At 37.1% G+C, this 16986-nt stretch carries 10 protein-coding genes; 7 read left to right on the top strand and 3 right to left on the bottom strand.

Going from position 1 to position 16986, the window contains the following annotated elements:
• Nucleotides 1-12: 12 nt before the first annotated feature.
• The 3 genes from JST55_16255 to JST55_16245 form a co-directional block, all read right to left on the bottom strand.
• Nucleotides 13-1041 (bottom strand): ABC transporter permease subunit, encoded by a 1029-nt coding sequence (locus JST55_16255; GenBank protein ID MBS1495060.1) that lies wholly within the window; start codon nucleotides 1039-1041, stop codon nucleotides 13-15.
• 62 nt (nucleotides 1042-1103) lie between these two features.
• Nucleotides 1104-3095, bottom strand: coding sequence for an ABC transporter substrate-binding protein (locus JST55_16250; protein ID MBS1495059.1), 1992 nt, complete (start codon nucleotides 3093-3095; stop codon nucleotides 1104-1106).
• Between the two features lie 1331 nt (nucleotides 3096-4426).
• On the bottom strand, nucleotides 4427-5839 hold the full coding sequence (locus JST55_16245) for a hypothetical protein (GenBank protein MBS1495058.1): 1413 nt from the start codon (nucleotides 5837-5839) through the stop codon (nucleotides 4427-4429).
• A gap of 421 nt (nucleotides 5840-6260) precedes the next feature.
• On the opposite strand from JST55_16245, the gene JST55_16240 reads away from it, so the two are divergent.
• From JST55_16240 to JST55_16210, 7 genes are all read left to right on the top strand, one after another.
• Nucleotides 6261-6569, top strand: a complete 309-nt coding sequence (locus JST55_16240) for a hypothetical protein (protein ID MBS1495057.1) — start codon at nucleotides 6261-6263, stop codon at nucleotides 6567-6569.
• Between the two features lie 254 nt (nucleotides 6570-6823).
• The gene (locus JST55_16235) at nucleotides 6824-8185 is read left to right on the top strand and encodes a hypothetical protein (protein MBS1495056.1); all 1362 of its coding nucleotides are present in this window, start codon (nucleotides 6824-6826) and stop codon (nucleotides 8183-8185) included.
• Between the two features lie 195 nt (nucleotides 8186-8380).
• Nucleotides 8381-10192 (top strand): T9SS type A sorting domain-containing protein, encoded by a 1812-nt coding sequence (locus JST55_16230; GenBank protein ID MBS1495055.1) that lies wholly within the window; start codon nucleotides 8381-8383, stop codon nucleotides 10190-10192.
• A 186-nt stretch (nucleotides 10193-10378) separates the two neighbouring features.
• Entirely contained in the window at nucleotides 10379-12997 is a 2619-nt protein-coding gene (locus JST55_16225) for a T9SS type A sorting domain-containing protein (GenBank protein ID MBS1495054.1), read from the top strand.
• Between the two features lie 141 nt (nucleotides 12998-13138).
• A complete protein-coding gene (locus JST55_16220) occupies nucleotides 13139-15451 on the top strand; it encodes a T9SS type A sorting domain-containing protein (GenBank protein ID MBS1495053.1) in 2313 nt (770 codons plus the stop codon).
• A 265-nt stretch (nucleotides 15452-15716) separates the two neighbouring features.
• Complete coding sequence (locus tag JST55_16215; GenBank protein ID MBS1495052.1) at nucleotides 15717-15941, top strand: KTSC domain-containing protein; 225 nt, start codon at nucleotides 15717-15719, stop codon at nucleotides 15939-15941.
• A 160-nt stretch (nucleotides 15942-16101) separates the two neighbouring features.
• Nucleotides 16102-16848, top strand: coding sequence for a fatty acid desaturase (locus JST55_16210; protein ID MBS1495051.1), 747 nt, complete (start codon nucleotides 16102-16104; stop codon nucleotides 16846-16848).
• Nucleotides 16849-16986: the final 138 nt, after the last annotated feature.

Below are 16986 nucleotides of genomic sequence, written 5' to 3'. Positions count from 1 at the left end.
AAAATTTTAGAATTAATTGAATCTGATTCTCGGGTCAACCATTGCATATATCATATCGGAAAGAATATTGCCGATAAGCAATAGCAATGTAGAAATAACAAGTATTCCCATCACAACGGGATAATCTCTTTGCACGATAGATGTGTAACCGAGAAGTCCCATTCCGTTAATGTTGAATACTTTTTCAATTAAAAAGCTGCCTGCAAGAACCAATGAAATAAAATGACCAAGTCCTGTTGCAATCGGAATCATGGAATTTCTAAGAGCATGTCCGAATATAACTCTTTTCTCGGAGATACCTTTTGAAAAAGCTGTTCTGATATAATCCTGCCCTAAATTATCTATTACCGTATTCTTTGTTAGAATTGTAAGAGTTGCAAAGCTGCCAATCATGTAAGCTAATACGGGGAGAAATGTATGCCGCAGCTGGTCCCATATCTTAGAACTAAAAGACAAATCATCCCATGAGTCTGAACGAAATCCGCCAAGCGGAAATACGCTCCAGAAGCTTCCACCGCCGAATAACACTAGCATCAATGCGCCGAATGCAAAACCGGGAATTGAGTAGCCGATGAATACCAGCGAAGACGATATAAAGTCGAAGACGGAGCCGTTCTTAACTGCCTTATAAACCCCGAGGGGAACGCAGACAAGGTAGGTGAGAATGAATCCTATCAGTCCGAAATATATCGAGACGGGAAATCTTGATTTTATTACATCCCAAACAGGCTCGGAGTAAACATAAGACCTGCCCAGATCGAATTTTAATAAGTGAGTAACCCAGATAATATACCTTTCGTGAATCGGTTTATCAAAACCATAGAATTTTTTTAATTCATCGATTGCAGACTGAGGAATATTCTGAGTCGAACCGGAATTTGAACCGGACTCACTTCCTTTCTGACCGCCCATACGAATTTTCATGATTTCCATTTCGAGGGGACCGCCGGGAACAATCTGAAGGATTAAAAAGGTAATTAATGTAATTCCAAAAAAGGTAGGAATGATAAGTAAAAATCTTCGGATAAAATAAAAGGTCATATAAGATTATATGATTTATAAAGCCTGCCGGAATTAACCGGCAGGCTTTGAGATAATAAATTTTATTTGGTGTAGAAGTCACTGAGTTTTAATACATCGCTCTTTCCTTCGGTAATCCAGAATTTGTTCTCTGTTTCTTCTGTAGGAATTTTCTTTGAGTTGTCTTTCTTTGCTTCATCATAAGCTGCTGCTTTTGCCGGGTCAAACCACCAGATCTGGAAGATAGGTGTATCTGTTCCGCCGTAGAAGTCATCGCCTTTTGCAAGTATCCATTTCGGCATTCCGAATTTATTCTGCCATGATAATCTTTGATACTGGGCTGTCCAGAAATATCCGTATGGGTACATATTATATAAAATTTTATCAATTTCCTGTACCATAGGAATTCTCTCTTTTTTGTTGAAGTTAACTGTGTATTGTTTTACAAGCTCGTCAACTCTCTCGCTTTTGTATCCCGGCCAGTTTGTGCTGTTCGGGTCATCGGCTGTTTTACTTACAACGTTGAAGTCAAGTGAAGGAGGATTTTGTCCGCCCCAGTTGGCAATAATCATTGTGAAGTTTCTTTCGTTACCAATCTTGAAGTTTGTTGTTCCGTCAACTTCTTTAAGGTCAAGCTTTATACCTGCTTTTTTGAAATCTTCCTGAAGGATTGTTAAATATCTTTCCTGTGATTTGTTTGAGAATGGAAGCTCAAGCGCAAGCACTTTACCGTTCTTTGTTCTGTAACCTTCGGAATTTTTATCTTTGAATCCTGCTTCTTCGATTAATTTTATTGCTCCGTCTAAATCATATTTGAATGTTTCATTTGTCGGGTTTGCATAAGGTGTTCCGCCGAAGAATGAATTAATTCTTTTGTATGCGTTGAAGAAAAGTCTTTCATTCCATTTATCAAAATCGATAAGCTTGTTAACAGCTTCTCTCATTTTAATATCATTGAACGGTTCTTTTCTCATATTGAGAGCAAGTCCTGACTGGCCTTCAGGTTTTTGATTGAAGATCTTTCTTTTTTGAACTAAGCCTCTTTTTACATCATCAAAGTCACTTTTTTCTGCCCACCATGAAGCTCTGTTATATGAGTAAACATCTATATCGCCTTTTTTGAACTTTTCAAATTCAAGGTTGTCATCCTGTATAACATCTGTTTTGAAAACGTCGAAGTTGTTCATACCAACTGCCCAGTTTTCTTTTTCTGCCCAGTAGTCTGAACGTCTTCTCATTATAATTGTTCTGCCTTTTTCAACGTCTTCTTTTTTGATGTAATAAGGTCCGCTTCCGGGAATCGGGTCGTAGTTATATTTTTCTAAGAATTCTTTACCCTTCATCATGTTACCTTTATCATCCTGTAAGTAATGAGCAGGAAGAACTTTTATACCTGCAGCTACGTCAAAATAAATCCAGCCGAGTTTCTTAGCTTTTACTGATACGATGTACATTGATTCCTTTACAGGCATTTCAAAGTTTTCTTTATAGAATTCATCGCCGCCTGTTAAGAGCTCCGGATCAAGCATCATTTTCCATGTTGCAAGGTAATCATCTGCTGTTACAGGTTTTCCGTCAGCCCATCTTGCATTCGGGTTGATACGGAATGTGAACTTCATTTTGTCATCAGAGATTTTCCAGTGAGTTGCAAGTAACGGAGCATAGTCCTCTGTTACAGGGTCCTGCTGTAAAAGTCTTTCATACATCATGTTCTGAGCCATACGTGTATAGTAAGAATTTTCATCTTTACCGATTGGTCTTAAGGTAGCAGGGAAGTCAGGGATTGACCATGAAATGCTGCCGCCTTTAGTTGCCTTCGGATCTCCGTACCCGATAAGTTTTGTGTAGGTCGTCCATCCTTCGCCCGTGAATCCGTTACCGCCCTGTTCAGCGGATACAGATGGGTCTGCCCCCGGAGGAGTATCAAATTTTTTGATTGAGATAGGTTTGGTGTCAACGGTTTTCGATTTTGGTTTATCATTTCCGCAAGAATATAAAATCATCGAGCATAATGCCAAAACAACAAATGTGGATAAAACGAGAGAGAATTTCGTTGTGTAACGCTTTCCTGCCATATTAAATTATATTTAAATTTTAGGGTTAGAATGATTGTAAATTAATATATTAAACCTTTTTTAAAATATATAGGAAATATGAAGGGTGAAGTTTTTTTGCCCTATACATGGTAATAGGAAACATTTGATTTATAGCTGTCGTTGGTCTCCTGACCAACGGCTATAGTGTTATGCGATTGATACCGCCCCCTCAGTCCCCCTCCTTATAAAGGAGGGGGAAGTATGTGTCAATTTTTAATAAATAATTTTTCCCTATACCTACTAATAGGGAACATTTGATTTCCTTCCTTTTATAAATACAGTATATTTGTTTGAAGTAAAAAGTAACCACCCCCCCCCCTTCCCCCCTCCTTAGAAAAAGGAGGGGGTTGTTGAGCTAAGTGAAGAGTAATTCCAAAATTTTTGTAAGTTATTTTGTGTAGAACTGAGCTTCTGAGTACAAGTGTTTCCCCATCCTTTACAAGGAGAGCTTGTCCCGACAAAGTTGGGAGGGATTAACGGGGTGGTTAAAATTTATTCTTATTGTAGCTGTTGCTCAAAAGACCAACAACGGCGGAAATTCAAGAATTGACCTGACAGTTCGCCAAGGCGAACTGTCAGGTCAGGCGAACAAAATCCGTCAAAAACCCGTCAAAATTTTGAAATAAAATATGCAATGCCGAAGGTTCGCCTCGGCGAATTGTTTTTACAATACGGGAGAATACAAAATGCGACTTTTTTGCGACTATTTACATAAGCTTCCCCCTCCTTTAGAAGGAGGGGGACTGAGGGGGCGGTATAAAAATGTGACAATAATGTTACAATGGTATTTTGAGCAGATATGAAATCAACGAAGAAAACAAAATGCGACTATTTTGCGACTATTTAGAGAAGTCTTATTAGAAATTTTTGGCCTTCCCAAACAGGGGTTTGGGAAGGAGGAGAGAAACCCGACTATTACACAAACTTCCCCCCTCCTTTAGAAGGAGGGGGACTGAGGGGGCGGTATCAAAACTACACCTCTCAGGATTAACGTTACAATAATATTACTTTCCGTTGCGATGCTCCCGTCAAAATCGGGACCAGTTCAGCATCGCAACTATGAGATGTTTGTTTCCCCCTCCTTTACAAGGAGGGGGATTAAGGGGGTGGTTTAAGTATTTAAAATTTATACTTACAACCGTTGTTGGTCAGGAGACCAACAATGGCGGAAGAAAATGCGACTTTTTTGCGACTATTTACAAATAATGAAATGGTCAACTGGTGAAATTGTGAAATGAAAACACGACTATTTCCCGAATTTTTACAAAAAGTGAAATAGACAAATGGAGATAGGGTGAAATACTCACAACTCACAACTGAGAAAGCTTTTCTATCATCCATCCCTTATGCGGGAAATAATCTTCCTTATCTATAAGGAACTGTATCTCATCTTTCTTTGAAGTATCGGCAGAGGTTTTAAGCTTTAGCAGCTTTGCATATAACCTCACAAAGATTGAAAATATAGCTCTGTCTGATGAAGTCAGCAGCGGTGACTTTACCGTATGCTTGTATGTATTTACCAATGCAAAGGCATTTTCAAAATAAGACAGCTCATAGTAAATAGTAAGCAGCATGCCTTTAATTGTGAGCTCATAAAAAATATCGACGGGCTTGGTCTTTATAATAATTTCCATTGCCTTAACGAAGTCCTTCTTAAGATAATAAAATCTAGCAAGCGCGTATTCGTAAAAGCTCTCTCTGTTTACAGGGGAGAGGTCGTTCTTATATTTATGGATAAGATTTTCCGCCATCTCGTAATCTTCCAGACGGCTTGCCATGCTTACTAGATTTGTATAAATGGTATACGAAAGATACTTGCTTCCGAAGACTTTGTTTTCAACCTGATGAAGCTGAACATTAAGACATTCTTTCAGATATTCAACGTTTTTTGTCTCGATATATTTTTTAAAGATGAAGTTAGTAAGGTAGATATACGTATTAAATTTTTCATTAGAATCCATGTCAGCACCTTCTTCAAGGAATAATTTTTTTGCTTTGTAGTATGCATTAAAATCCGAATTCAAAAACATCTTGAGAAGATTCATATAAATCATAATGGCAGGGAATTTTGAAAAGTCATACATCTGCGCAAACTCCATTACAATTTTAATAGAGCTCATATCGTACTCAACTTCAACTGCTGACTGTTCATTTAAAATGAGAACATAGTTTCTCAGAAGCTTTGAGAAATAAAAATATGTCAGGTTCTCATTGGCTATTTGAACTGAGTCGATATATTGATACTGGTCTTCAGATTTTCTCTGCTGAGTTTTAGTATTCTCCAATGAAAATTTATCATAGAAATAATTTTCATCCAGAAATTTTGCTTCTGCTAATTTTGCTTCACAGTTTTTTATGTGCCGCTCTTCAAACTTGGGAAGATTTCTTTTGTAAGAATCTTTAGCAAGCAGCAGTGAGCTTTCAAATTCGTTCTTCCTGAAATTTTTATAGGCAAGGTAAGACTCGGCAAGTTTCAGTATAGCTGATAGATTTACTCTTACATTTGTATCATTATATTTTTTGCCGGGATAAATTTTTTCGAAGAGATTTTCCTTATTGAATTCTGTCTGTTCAAAATCAGGGAAATATTTCTTCATAAACTCAAAACAAAGAACGACGGGCTTATGAGTATTGAAGAATTCCGATTTGATAAAACTTTCGAATTCAGAGAATTCTTCTTTAGAGAGTGTTTTAATTAAATCAATTGCAGAAGAGTTAATCATAAAATTGGGGTTTGGTCTAACAATTTTCAGAATAAAATATTGAAAATCAACACAAAATTAAAGTTTTCTTTAAAATCATAAAAATTTCATATAACAAACAAGCATATTTTTATTTGTTTGGAGAAGCTATTACTCATAATTTTGATTAAAATTAACTAATGACACAATTAACTGTAGTAACTCAAAATGAAGTTTCGATAATAGGTGAAAATCCTTTTTTTATGAATGACGTTCGGGAAAATCAATCCCTCAAAAAAGAGGTCATAAAGAAAGAGCTTCAAAAAAAAGAATTTCAGCACAAGACACTGGAAAGTAAAAACCGCTCTGTGAATATAATAAGTTCATCAGGGATTTGAAAAATCCTGCTGCCCCTCCGCAGCAGGATTAATTTAGAAATGAATAATATTTAAACATAAACTCCATGGCAAAATTTAATTATTCAGTTTCATTAGACGAACAAGGCAGGGTAATAAAGAAAGTCCGGCTGATAAAATATAACTCGAAGATATTAGCTTTTAATATAAACAAGCCCGAAGGTCAGACTTTCTTTAGCAGCAAGGATGAATTTCTGGAAAGTGTAAAAGACTGTGACCCTGCAATATTTGAAGACTTAACCGGTGAGAATATCTTATCGGTATATGAAACACAAAGTTTAGAACTTCCAAAAGTTGCCAATGCATTATCGCATCATATCATTCCGGAAAAGCGGAGCCAATTACGGTTTGAATGATTGCTCGATACTTTCTCCGCCCGCTAGTCCCCCTTACGGGCGGTGAAGTTCGGAAAAGATATTAAAATACAAGTGTTATTCCATGTTCCCGCTAAAAACACGGAATAATTTCCTCTGCAGTTCTTCTGCTACAAATCACATCATAACTGCCTGCAGTTGTGCGCAAACGCCAATGCGCAGCAGGCAGTTTCTTAATATGGAAGAGGAAGCAAGAGTTTTCTGCACATTGCAGTAAGAAACCTAATATACTCCTCATGAATAGAACATTTTTAATGTTATTCGTATTCATGGTGGGCTTATTCATTCCTGTCAAATTTTCTGAAGCCCAGCCAAACAAATCTAATCAAAATACAGGTCCGGTAAGTTGGCCGCCATGCGGTCAGGCGTCAGGACCAAACTGGAATGTACTTCCTAATGCAACCGGATTATATACTTCCGGAATAACTGATCAGGAATATGTAACTGTAAAGGGATTTTTAAATTATGGAAGCAAATTATTAGTTTATGGTAGATTTGAATATGCTATGAACAATGGAGTAATAGTCCCAAATACAAAGCACGTAGCCTTATGGGACGGCGTAAAATTTGAAGCGTTAATTAATGAAAGTCTTAACTGGCAATTAAGCGCCTGTGCTTTCTGTGCGTGTTTTTATAATGGGAGTTTATATATTGGCGGTTCTAATGAAAATTTAGCCAGGATAAATTCAGGACATTGGGATTATTTAAGCGGATGGAACGGAAACTACGGTATCAATATAAATTATGGATTACATGGTAGGTGCAGTGCAGGAAGTGAGACAGGTGAAATCATTGCTTTAGAAGTATTCCAGAATAAACTATTTGTGGGTGGAACATTTTTAAAATTTGGAGATAACAGACCTTCAGGTATTCTTACAGATGTTCATGGAATAATTTGTATTGATGCTTCAGGAGCTTTCCAGATTTTAACTACTTACGGTGCAGATGCTTATGTTTCAAGTGCCGGAGATTGCGCAGGTGTTTATGCAATGAAAACTTTTAACGGAGAATTATATATTGGCGGAAGATTTTTAAAATTTAACAATATTAACTCTAATTTATATATTAAGTATAACGGGAGTTCCTGGACACCTTCCAATTTTACAAGTGTTTCCGGTAAATCTCCGGTAATTTTAGATTTTATGATTAAGGCGGGAGTACTTTACATGGCGGGGGAATTCAGGACTCTATATTCTCCTACCAGTTATGTTAATCACATTGCTTATTTAGGGACAGGTGGAAATTGGATTTCTGTTCAAAGTAATAATTCAAGTTTAACTTACGGAGTAGATAAGTTAAGTATGATTAATAGAATACTTGATTACAATGGAGATATTATTGCAATTGGACCAATATATGATATTGGAACGATCCATGGATACAATGGAATTGCGAGGCTATCTGCTTGTGACTGCAGTTCTTTGCCTGTCTGGTATAAATTAAATACTTATGGAGTTTACAATACTTTAAAGCCAAATGCTTCGGTAAGCGATGCCTTGGCTTCATTTCAAGGTTTTTTATATGTAGGAGGTTCATTTACTCAGGATATTACCGGTACGCCGGGGGATCATATGATGTATTGGAGAAAATGTAACTAATATTATAATAATTGTCCGTTTCGATAAGAAACGGACAATCACGGTTTTCATGGGTAAAATTAGTTCTGCGAATTAATTATCACTATTGATTTTTATTCATATAATAATTAGGTTTTGTATAACTAATAGGTGCATTCACCAAATTATTTAAACCGGATTTCCAACTGTCCGGTTCAAAAAACTTAATTATTATTTATGAAAAAATTACTATTAATTCTGGCAGTAGTATCTTTTCTATTTTCGGATTTGGCATATTCACAAGGTTGGGTAGCACAAACGTCGGGAGTAGGAGCGGTATCACTAAGCAGTGTAAATTTTCTATCTGCAACTACCGGTCTTGCTGTAGGTTCAAACGGTACTATTATTAAGACAACTAACGGTGGTACAAACTGGGTTACTAAAACAAGTCTCACAGCAAATGCATTAACATGTGTTCGATTTGCTTCGGCAACTAATGCTGTTGCTGTAGGTCAGTTTGGTATTATCTTATTGTCAACCAATGCAGGTGAAACCTGGACCAGCCAAACAACCGGTACAAACTTAACTCATGTAAATTTTCCGAGCGCATTAATAGGTTACGCTGTAGGTGCAGCAGGTACTATTCTTAAAACAACTAATGGCGGTGCTAACTGGACTGCATTAACAAGCGGTACAACTGTAAATCTTACATCTGCATTTTTTACAACTGATTTGGAAGGTTATGTTACGGGAGCTACAGGAACAATAAGAAAAACAACTAACGGTGGAACTAACTGGACTGCTTTGACATCTGGTGTGACCGGTACATTGAATTCGGTTTCATTTGTATCAACTACTTTAGGATGGGTTTGCGGAGCAGCAGGAACTATGCTGAATACACTAAATGGCGGTACAAATTGGACTACACAATCACTTGGTACAGTAACTGCAAATATTACTTCGGTAAACTTTTTAAACCCAAGCACAGGCTGGGCAACAGGACAGCAGGGAAGAATAAATTATACTGCTACCAGCGGTAATACATGGTCAACACAAACTTCAGGTACAAACTCAAATCTGAATGGTGTTTCTATGGTAAATACTACTACCGGATGGGTAGTAGGAGATAACGGTGTAGTTTTAAAAACTACTACAGGCGGACTTTCAGCACCGACCGCCCCGGTATTAACTACTCCTGCTAATAATTCTTCTAATGTTTCCGTAACTCCTACATTGGGATGGAATGCAGTTAATGGCGCATCGTCATATAAAGTTCAGATATCTACAATTTCAAATTTTGGAGTGATAACAGATTCTGCTACAGTGTTTACAAATTCGTATAGCGTTCCTGTTGGAAAGTTACAAAATGCTTCTGCGTATTTCTGGAGAGTAAGTGCAAGCAATGCTGTAGGTACTAGTGCATTTTCAACAGTATTTAATTTCTCAACAACTGTTACTCCTCCTCCTACACCAACTTTGGTTTCACCGTCAAACGGAGCTAATGGACAATCACTTACGCCTACATTGACTTGGCAGGCAATTGCCGGAGCGACAGCTTTCCACATTCAGATTTCAACTATTTCAAATTTTGCAGTTATTACTGATTCGGGAAGTGTTTCCGGTGCCACTACTCAATACACAGTTCCGGCAGGAAAATTAGGAAACGGATTGACATATTTCTGGAGAGTAAGCGCAACTAATGCGAGCGGAACAGGTTCATTCTCATCACCTTGGAGCTTCTCCACATTGCTGGTTGGTGTAAATTTAATAAGTTCTGAGATTCCAAAAGAATTTAAGCTATTTAATAATTACCCGAATCCTTTCAATCCTACAACAAAAATAAGATTTAATATTCCAAAATCTGAATTTGTATCGTTGAAAGTATATAACAGCACAGGTATGCTTGTAAGCGAATTATTAAGCGGTAACTTTGCAGCAGGAAGCTACGAGACAGAATTCAAGGCTTCAGAATTTGCCAGCGGAGTCTACTTCTATAAAATAGAATCAGCCTCATTCTCAGATACCAGAAGAATGATATTAATGAAATAATAGAAATTTTTGAATACAACAGCCCCGTTTCAATCGGGGCTGTATTTTTTATCTCTCACAAATCGCAAAATTACTCCCCACGTAATCCATTTAAATTCGCCGAAAAATAAGGTATATTCCTTTTTGATTCACTAAACCTCAGTCGTTCATTCGATAGAATGCCCCTTAAACCATTCTCTCGACCGAATGAAAAAACTATTTATGAAAAACCCCAGGCTGTACTTAATTGTACCCGTTCTTTTAGCAATAGCTTGCCTTATCTACAAATTTACGACCCCGGATAATGAAGTATCGAAGAATGGCTTATCAATATCTTCCGATTCAGTAGCATCAAATACTGAGTATCTGAAAGATGTCAGAGTTTCCCACGACGGAGCAATGGCTTTTGAAGTTCCTCTCTCTGAAATAATGGCTAGAGAGCAAAAATACGGACTATTAAAATCCCAAAGAATCAATAAAAAGATTGAAGAAAGAGAAGGACCAGACAGAAGTAATTTACCGCAAAATCCTAATTCACCAAAAACTTCTCAATATCCTCCTAGTGATTCAAGAAATCAAAACGTTCAAACTAACCAGACGGATGCTCCCCAAACAGCAGGAATAACTTTTAACGGTTCAACCGGCGGCGGAAGTTCAGGTCCATTTCCTCCTGATGTAATGGGAGATGTAGGTCCTACACAATATATTGTAGGTGTAAACGGACAATTCATTTCTTATAACAAAACAACAGGCGTTGCTGACGGAGTTATTAATACTACTCCAGACAATTTCTTTGCCAGTGTTATGTCTTCCAACTCAGGTACATTTACATCTGATCCAAGAGTAAGATATGACAGACTTTCAAAAAAATGGTACTTTATAATTATTGATGTACCTGCAGGAACAGGCGCTATTGCAAACAGAGTATTAGTGGGCGTCAGTCCTGATAGTACAATCAAAGTTTCAACTATTTTTAAATTCTTTTTCTATCAGCATTCAGGCACATTTTTAGATTATCCTACATTAGGAATAGATGCTAATGCTCTATATATCGGCGGTAATTTATTTACATTTGCCGGAGCATTTTCAAATACAAATGCGCTTGTAATAAGAAAATCCTCTATTCAAGGTGCCGGCCCTATGGTTACAACCAATCTCGGCAATTTACTTCCAAGTGCCTCAGGTGCCGGTCCTTATACTCCTCAGGGTGTTGATAATCCTGATCCGAATGCAACTGAAGGATATTTCATTGGTGTAGATAATGCAACTTTTGGCACATTACAGATTAGAAGAGTTTCAACTCCGGGAGGAACTCCTACTATCTCAGGAAATTTAACATTGACAGTATCAACAACTGCATCTCCGTTAGTGGTAAACCATTCAGGAAATACAGGTGGAACGAACGGAAGACTGGATGCTCTTGACGACAGATTATTTATGGCGCAGATGAGAAACGGTACTTTATGGACGACTCACAACGTAGGCGTAAATAGTTCAGGTGTTTCTACATCAGCAACCAGAAACGGAGCAAGATGGTATCAGATTTCAAATTTAACAACAACTCCAACTCTTACACAGTCAGGCACTGTATTTGATAATACTGCCAGTGTAAATAATTACTGGATTCCTACTATAGCTTCATCAGGACAGAATCATGCGGCAATTTCTTTTTGCTTTGCAGGAGCAAGTTCAAGAATTAACATGGGAAGCGTTGGCAGACTTTCATCAGATGCAGCCGGAACTATGCAGACTCCGTTGATAATTTCAACTAATTCTTCATTTGCTTATAACCCAAGCGGCGATCCCGGTGGTTCAGGTGGAAGAAGATGGGGTGATTACTCATGCATTAGAGTTGACCCGAATGACGATATGACTTTTTGGGCAATTAACGAATCAAACCCGAGCAATAATAACTATGGTTGCTTCGTAGCTCAGCTAAAAGCTCCGCCGCCTGCAACTCCGTCTTCAATCAGTCCGTCAAGTGTTCCGATAGGTTCAAATATAGCAGTAACCTTAACGGGAACGTCTGCCAGCGGCTCGGGATTTTTTGATCCCGGTTCAACATTTGCAAATCACTTAAGTGTTGCAATCGATGGCGGAGTTGTGGTAAACTCTGCAACCTATGTAAATGCAACTACAATTAACTTAGTAGTTACCACTACGGGAGCTACACAAAATACAACAAGACTTGTAACTGTTACAAATCCTGATGGACAGACTTCATCTGCTACAATATTCGTTGTATTACCGGTCGAGTTATCATCTTTTACTTCCTCTGTGAATAAGAACGATGTTAACTTAAAATGGTCAACATCTAACGAACAAAACAACTCAGGATTTGATATTGAAAGAAAACTGTTATCAGATAATAACTGGAAGAAAATCGGTTTTGTTCAGGGAAGAGGTAATTCCAATTCACAGGTTGATTATTCATATAATGATACAAAATTAGAATCCGGAAAATATAACTACAGATTAAAGCAGATAGATTACAACGGTAACTTCAAATATTATGATTTAAACACTGAAGTACAGGTTGGTATCCCATCTAAATTTGTATTAGCTCAAAACTATCCAAATCCATTTAATCCTTCGACTAAGATAGATTTTGATTTACCGGAAAATGCAAAAGTCTCAATAAAGATTTATGACATTTCAGGTAAAGAAGTTGCTAATGTAATGAATGATTATAAAACAGCAGGATATTATTCAGCTTCATTTAATGCAAGCAGACTTTCAAGCGGATTGTATTTTTACTCAATCAGCGCTTTAACTGATAACGGTAAAACTTACAGCTCAGTAAAGAAAATGATGTTAGTAAAATAAATTTACACATAACTTAGTTTCATACAAAGCAGCTCTGAATTTTTCGGGGCTGCTTTTTTTATACCCATCCTGCATAACTTCCCCTATATTACATTTAGAATAACTCAATAATTAAGTATCTTTTGACCTGATAAAATCACAATGAAGCGATACGGGTTAACCTTAGCAATATTCATTTTTCTTTCTTTAACGTATTATTGTTACCTGGTAACCATTAACCGTAATGAAGTAACTAAGACAAAATTATATGCAGCCGGAGACTCAGTTGTTTATTCCAACACAGAATATTTAAAAGATGTCAGACGTTCAAATGACGGCAACATGGCATTTGAAGTTCCGCTCTCCGAAATAATGGAACGCGAAAAAAAATTTGGACCATTAAAATCGCTGCAAATTCCTAAACAAGAGAGAGAAAAAGAATATTCAGATAGAGACAACTTACCGCAGAATCCGGACTCAAAAGAAATCTCACAATATCCTGAACGCACTCCAAATTCTCACAATCATAAATCTACAAATAATGATTCACCTCAAACACTTGGTATAAATTTCAACGGAGTAAGTTTATCAGGAACAAATCCCTCAGGCTATTATCCCCCGGATGTTATGGGAGAAGTGGGACCTGCGCAATACATAATTCACGTTAACGGAAGAATAGTATCATTTTCAAAATCAACCGGTTTAGTTGACGGAGCAATAAATACAACTACTAATAATTTTTTTGCCGGAATAATGACCAATTCTCCCGGAACATATACAACCGACCCGAGAATAAGATATGACAGACTAACAAAGAAGTGGTACTTATTGATGATAGATGTTCCGCAACCGCTTGCAAACAGAGTTCTGCTTGCAGTTAGCCCTGACAGCATTATAACTTCAAGTACAGTTTTCAGATTTTTCTTTTATCAGCAGTCAAAAGCATTTTTAGATTATCCGACTTTGGGACTCGATGCAAACGCGCTTTATATCGGCGGAAATTTATATGATTTATCAACTGACGAGTTTGTAAATTCTAATGCTCTGGTAATAAAGAAGTCATCTATTCAGGGAACAGGTCCAATGGTAATAACAGACCTTGGAGGATTAATAATAAATAATTCAGGACCATTTACTCCGCAAGGAGTCGATAATCCTGATCCCAATGCTACTGAAGGCTATTTCATAGGAGTGGATAAAGGAAGTTTCGGAACGCTTATGATAAGAAGAGTTTTGAATCCGGGAGGAACTCCGTCCCTTTCTCCTAACATTCCGGTAACGGTACCAACGACTTCAAAGCCATTGAAGGTCCCTCACTTAGGAAATACAGGCGGAGAAAACGGAAGATTGGATGCTTTGGATGACAAATTATTTATGGCACAGATGAGGAATGGTTCTATATGGACGGTGCATAACATAGGAGTAAATAGTTCAGGTACCACTTCAAATCCAACAAGAAACGGAAGCAGATGGTACCAGGTTAGCAATCTAAACTCAACTCCTGCTTTGATACAATCAGGGACTGTATTTGATAATTCTACTAACGCAGCTAATTACTGGTTACCGACTATTGCAACATCAGGACAAGGACATTCAGCCATGGTTTATTGTATTGCCGGCGCAAACACCAGAATAAATATGGGAAGTGTCGGAAGACTTTCATCAGATGCTTTAGGCACAATGCAGACACCATTTACAATAACAAATAATACAAGCTTTGCATATAATCCACCTGCAGATCCCGGTACTGCCGGAAGCAGAAGATGGGGAGATTACTCATGCATAAGAGTTGACCCGAATGATGACATGACTTTCTGGGCAATTCACCAATGGTGCAACGGAGAAAACAATTACGGAGTTTATGTTGCCGAGCTTAAAGCTCCGCCTCCTGCAACGCCTTATGAAATTAGTCCACCAAATGTTTCAATCGGTTCAAATATTTCGGTAAATCTTATAGGTAAGTCAATTAACGGTTCGGGATTTTTTGACCCGGGTTCAGGATTTACTAATCATTTAAAAGTTGCAATCGACGGAGTAATTGTAAATTCTGTTTCATACATTAACGATACAACAATAAATTTAAATGTGAATACTGAAGGTGCTGTCAGAAATTCTACAAGACTTGTTACAGTTACAAATCCTGACGGACAAATTTCCTCGGCTTCTATTTTTAAAATTGTGCCATCAGGAACTCCTGATAAATTTGTGCTTTGGCAAAACTATCCTAATCCTTTTAATCCAACTACAAAGATAGATTTTGATTTGCCTGAGAATGCAAATGTATCTATAAAAATTTATGATATCTCCGGAAAGCAAGTTGCTGAAGTATTGAATGAAAACAAACAAGCAGGGTATTATTCGTATCCATTTATAGCCAACGGGCTTTCAAGTGGACTATATTTTTATTCAATCAAAGCAGTAACAGAAAACGGCACGATTTATATTTCAGTAAAGAAAATGATGCTGATAAAATAATATTGCCTTAACATTGTAATATAAATATTAATATAGTTTTGTTCTTTCGGGCGTTATTCGTGAAATGCGGATACAAATCTCGCAAAGAGATGGAGCTTTTGGAAAAAAAGCAGTAATGCCGGAATGGCGTTTGAGTCCCGGAATGGGGCAATATTCCGAAAGGGAAATGAGTTTACATTAAATTTACTATTCCTTGAATTGACAGATTGAGAATTTCTGTGTAATTTTACCCATACCAAACATTTTCAAGTCAATCCCCAGAACAATGTTAAAGGATAATCCCGGTGCCGTATTATCGGCATCAATTGCTGACATTTTATATGATGAAAAAGAAGAGCTACTGCTCGTATCATATACAAATGGTAAAGTAGAAGAGTTTTACGGAGTTATAAAAGAGATGTATGAAGAGTTCCGTAATTCATTTTTCCGCGAAAAGTATTTTAATGATTATATAAAGAACGTTTACGACTTTTACTTTGTTAGAGCCTAAGAGGCATTCATCGCACAGTTTAGTGCATTTTTCCCTCCCGATAAAATTTGTATCTTATTAACTATTACTTTTTAACATCATATCTATTTTATTTACGGTTTCTAATAATGTTTTTGCTGTTTAGAGATTTTGAATTAAAAAGATAGCAAAAACCTATTTAATGATATTTAATTTCGTTCCGGAATCTTTCTGGATTCCACTAGCGTTTGTACTGATAACAGGGCACTTTACCAGTATATCGTCATCACTTTATTTACACCGTTCTATTACACATAAAGGAGTTGTTTTCGCCGCTCCGATAAGTTTCTTAATGAGAACCTGGCTTTGGCTCGCAACGGGCATGAGCACCAAAGAATGGGTTGCCTGTCACAGAAAACATCATGCATTCCCTGATGAACCTGAAGATCCGCATTCACCTGTACAAAAAGGATTCTGGTCAGTATTATTTGGCGGAGTATTCCATTACAGAAAAGCCGTTGCTGATAAAGAAATGGTTGAAAAATTCGGAAAAGGTTGTCCCGATGACTGGCTCGAAAACAATGTTTATATGAAATACCGCTCATGGGGAATTTATATCTTAATGGGTATAAATATCTTATTGTTCGGATTTATCTGGGGACCGGCAGTTTGGCTCGGTCAGGTATTATGGATGATTTTTATTGGTCACGTTGTTAACGGAATCGGCCACTCGCTTGGATACAGAAACACTGAAGTTGACGATCATTCAACAAACATTATCCCGGTCGGGATTTTAATTGCAGGTGAGGAACTTCATAATAATCACCATGCAAATCCTGCATCACCTAAGTTTTCAAGAAAATGGTATGAGTTTGATATGGGCTGGGTTTATATTAAAACTCTTTCTATGGTCGGTCTTGCAAAAGTAAGATACTCAACCACAAAATAATTTTTAAATATTCAAGATTTTTAGAAAGCCCTGAAGGTGTAAACTTTCAGGGCTTTTTGTATTAAATTAATTAATGGACTTTAATCTCAAATCTAAATTACCTTAATTTAGTATAGTATCAATTCACTTCAGAAACAT

The sequence above is a fragment of the Bacteroidota bacterium genome, assembly GCA_018266835.1.
GTDB lineage: Bacteria > Bacteroidota > Ignavibacteria > Tepidaquicellales > Tepidaquicellaceae > JAFDZO01.
The sequence above is the reverse complement of the archived record's forward strand: the minus strand, read 5'-3'. Positions and strand labels throughout refer to the sequence as shown.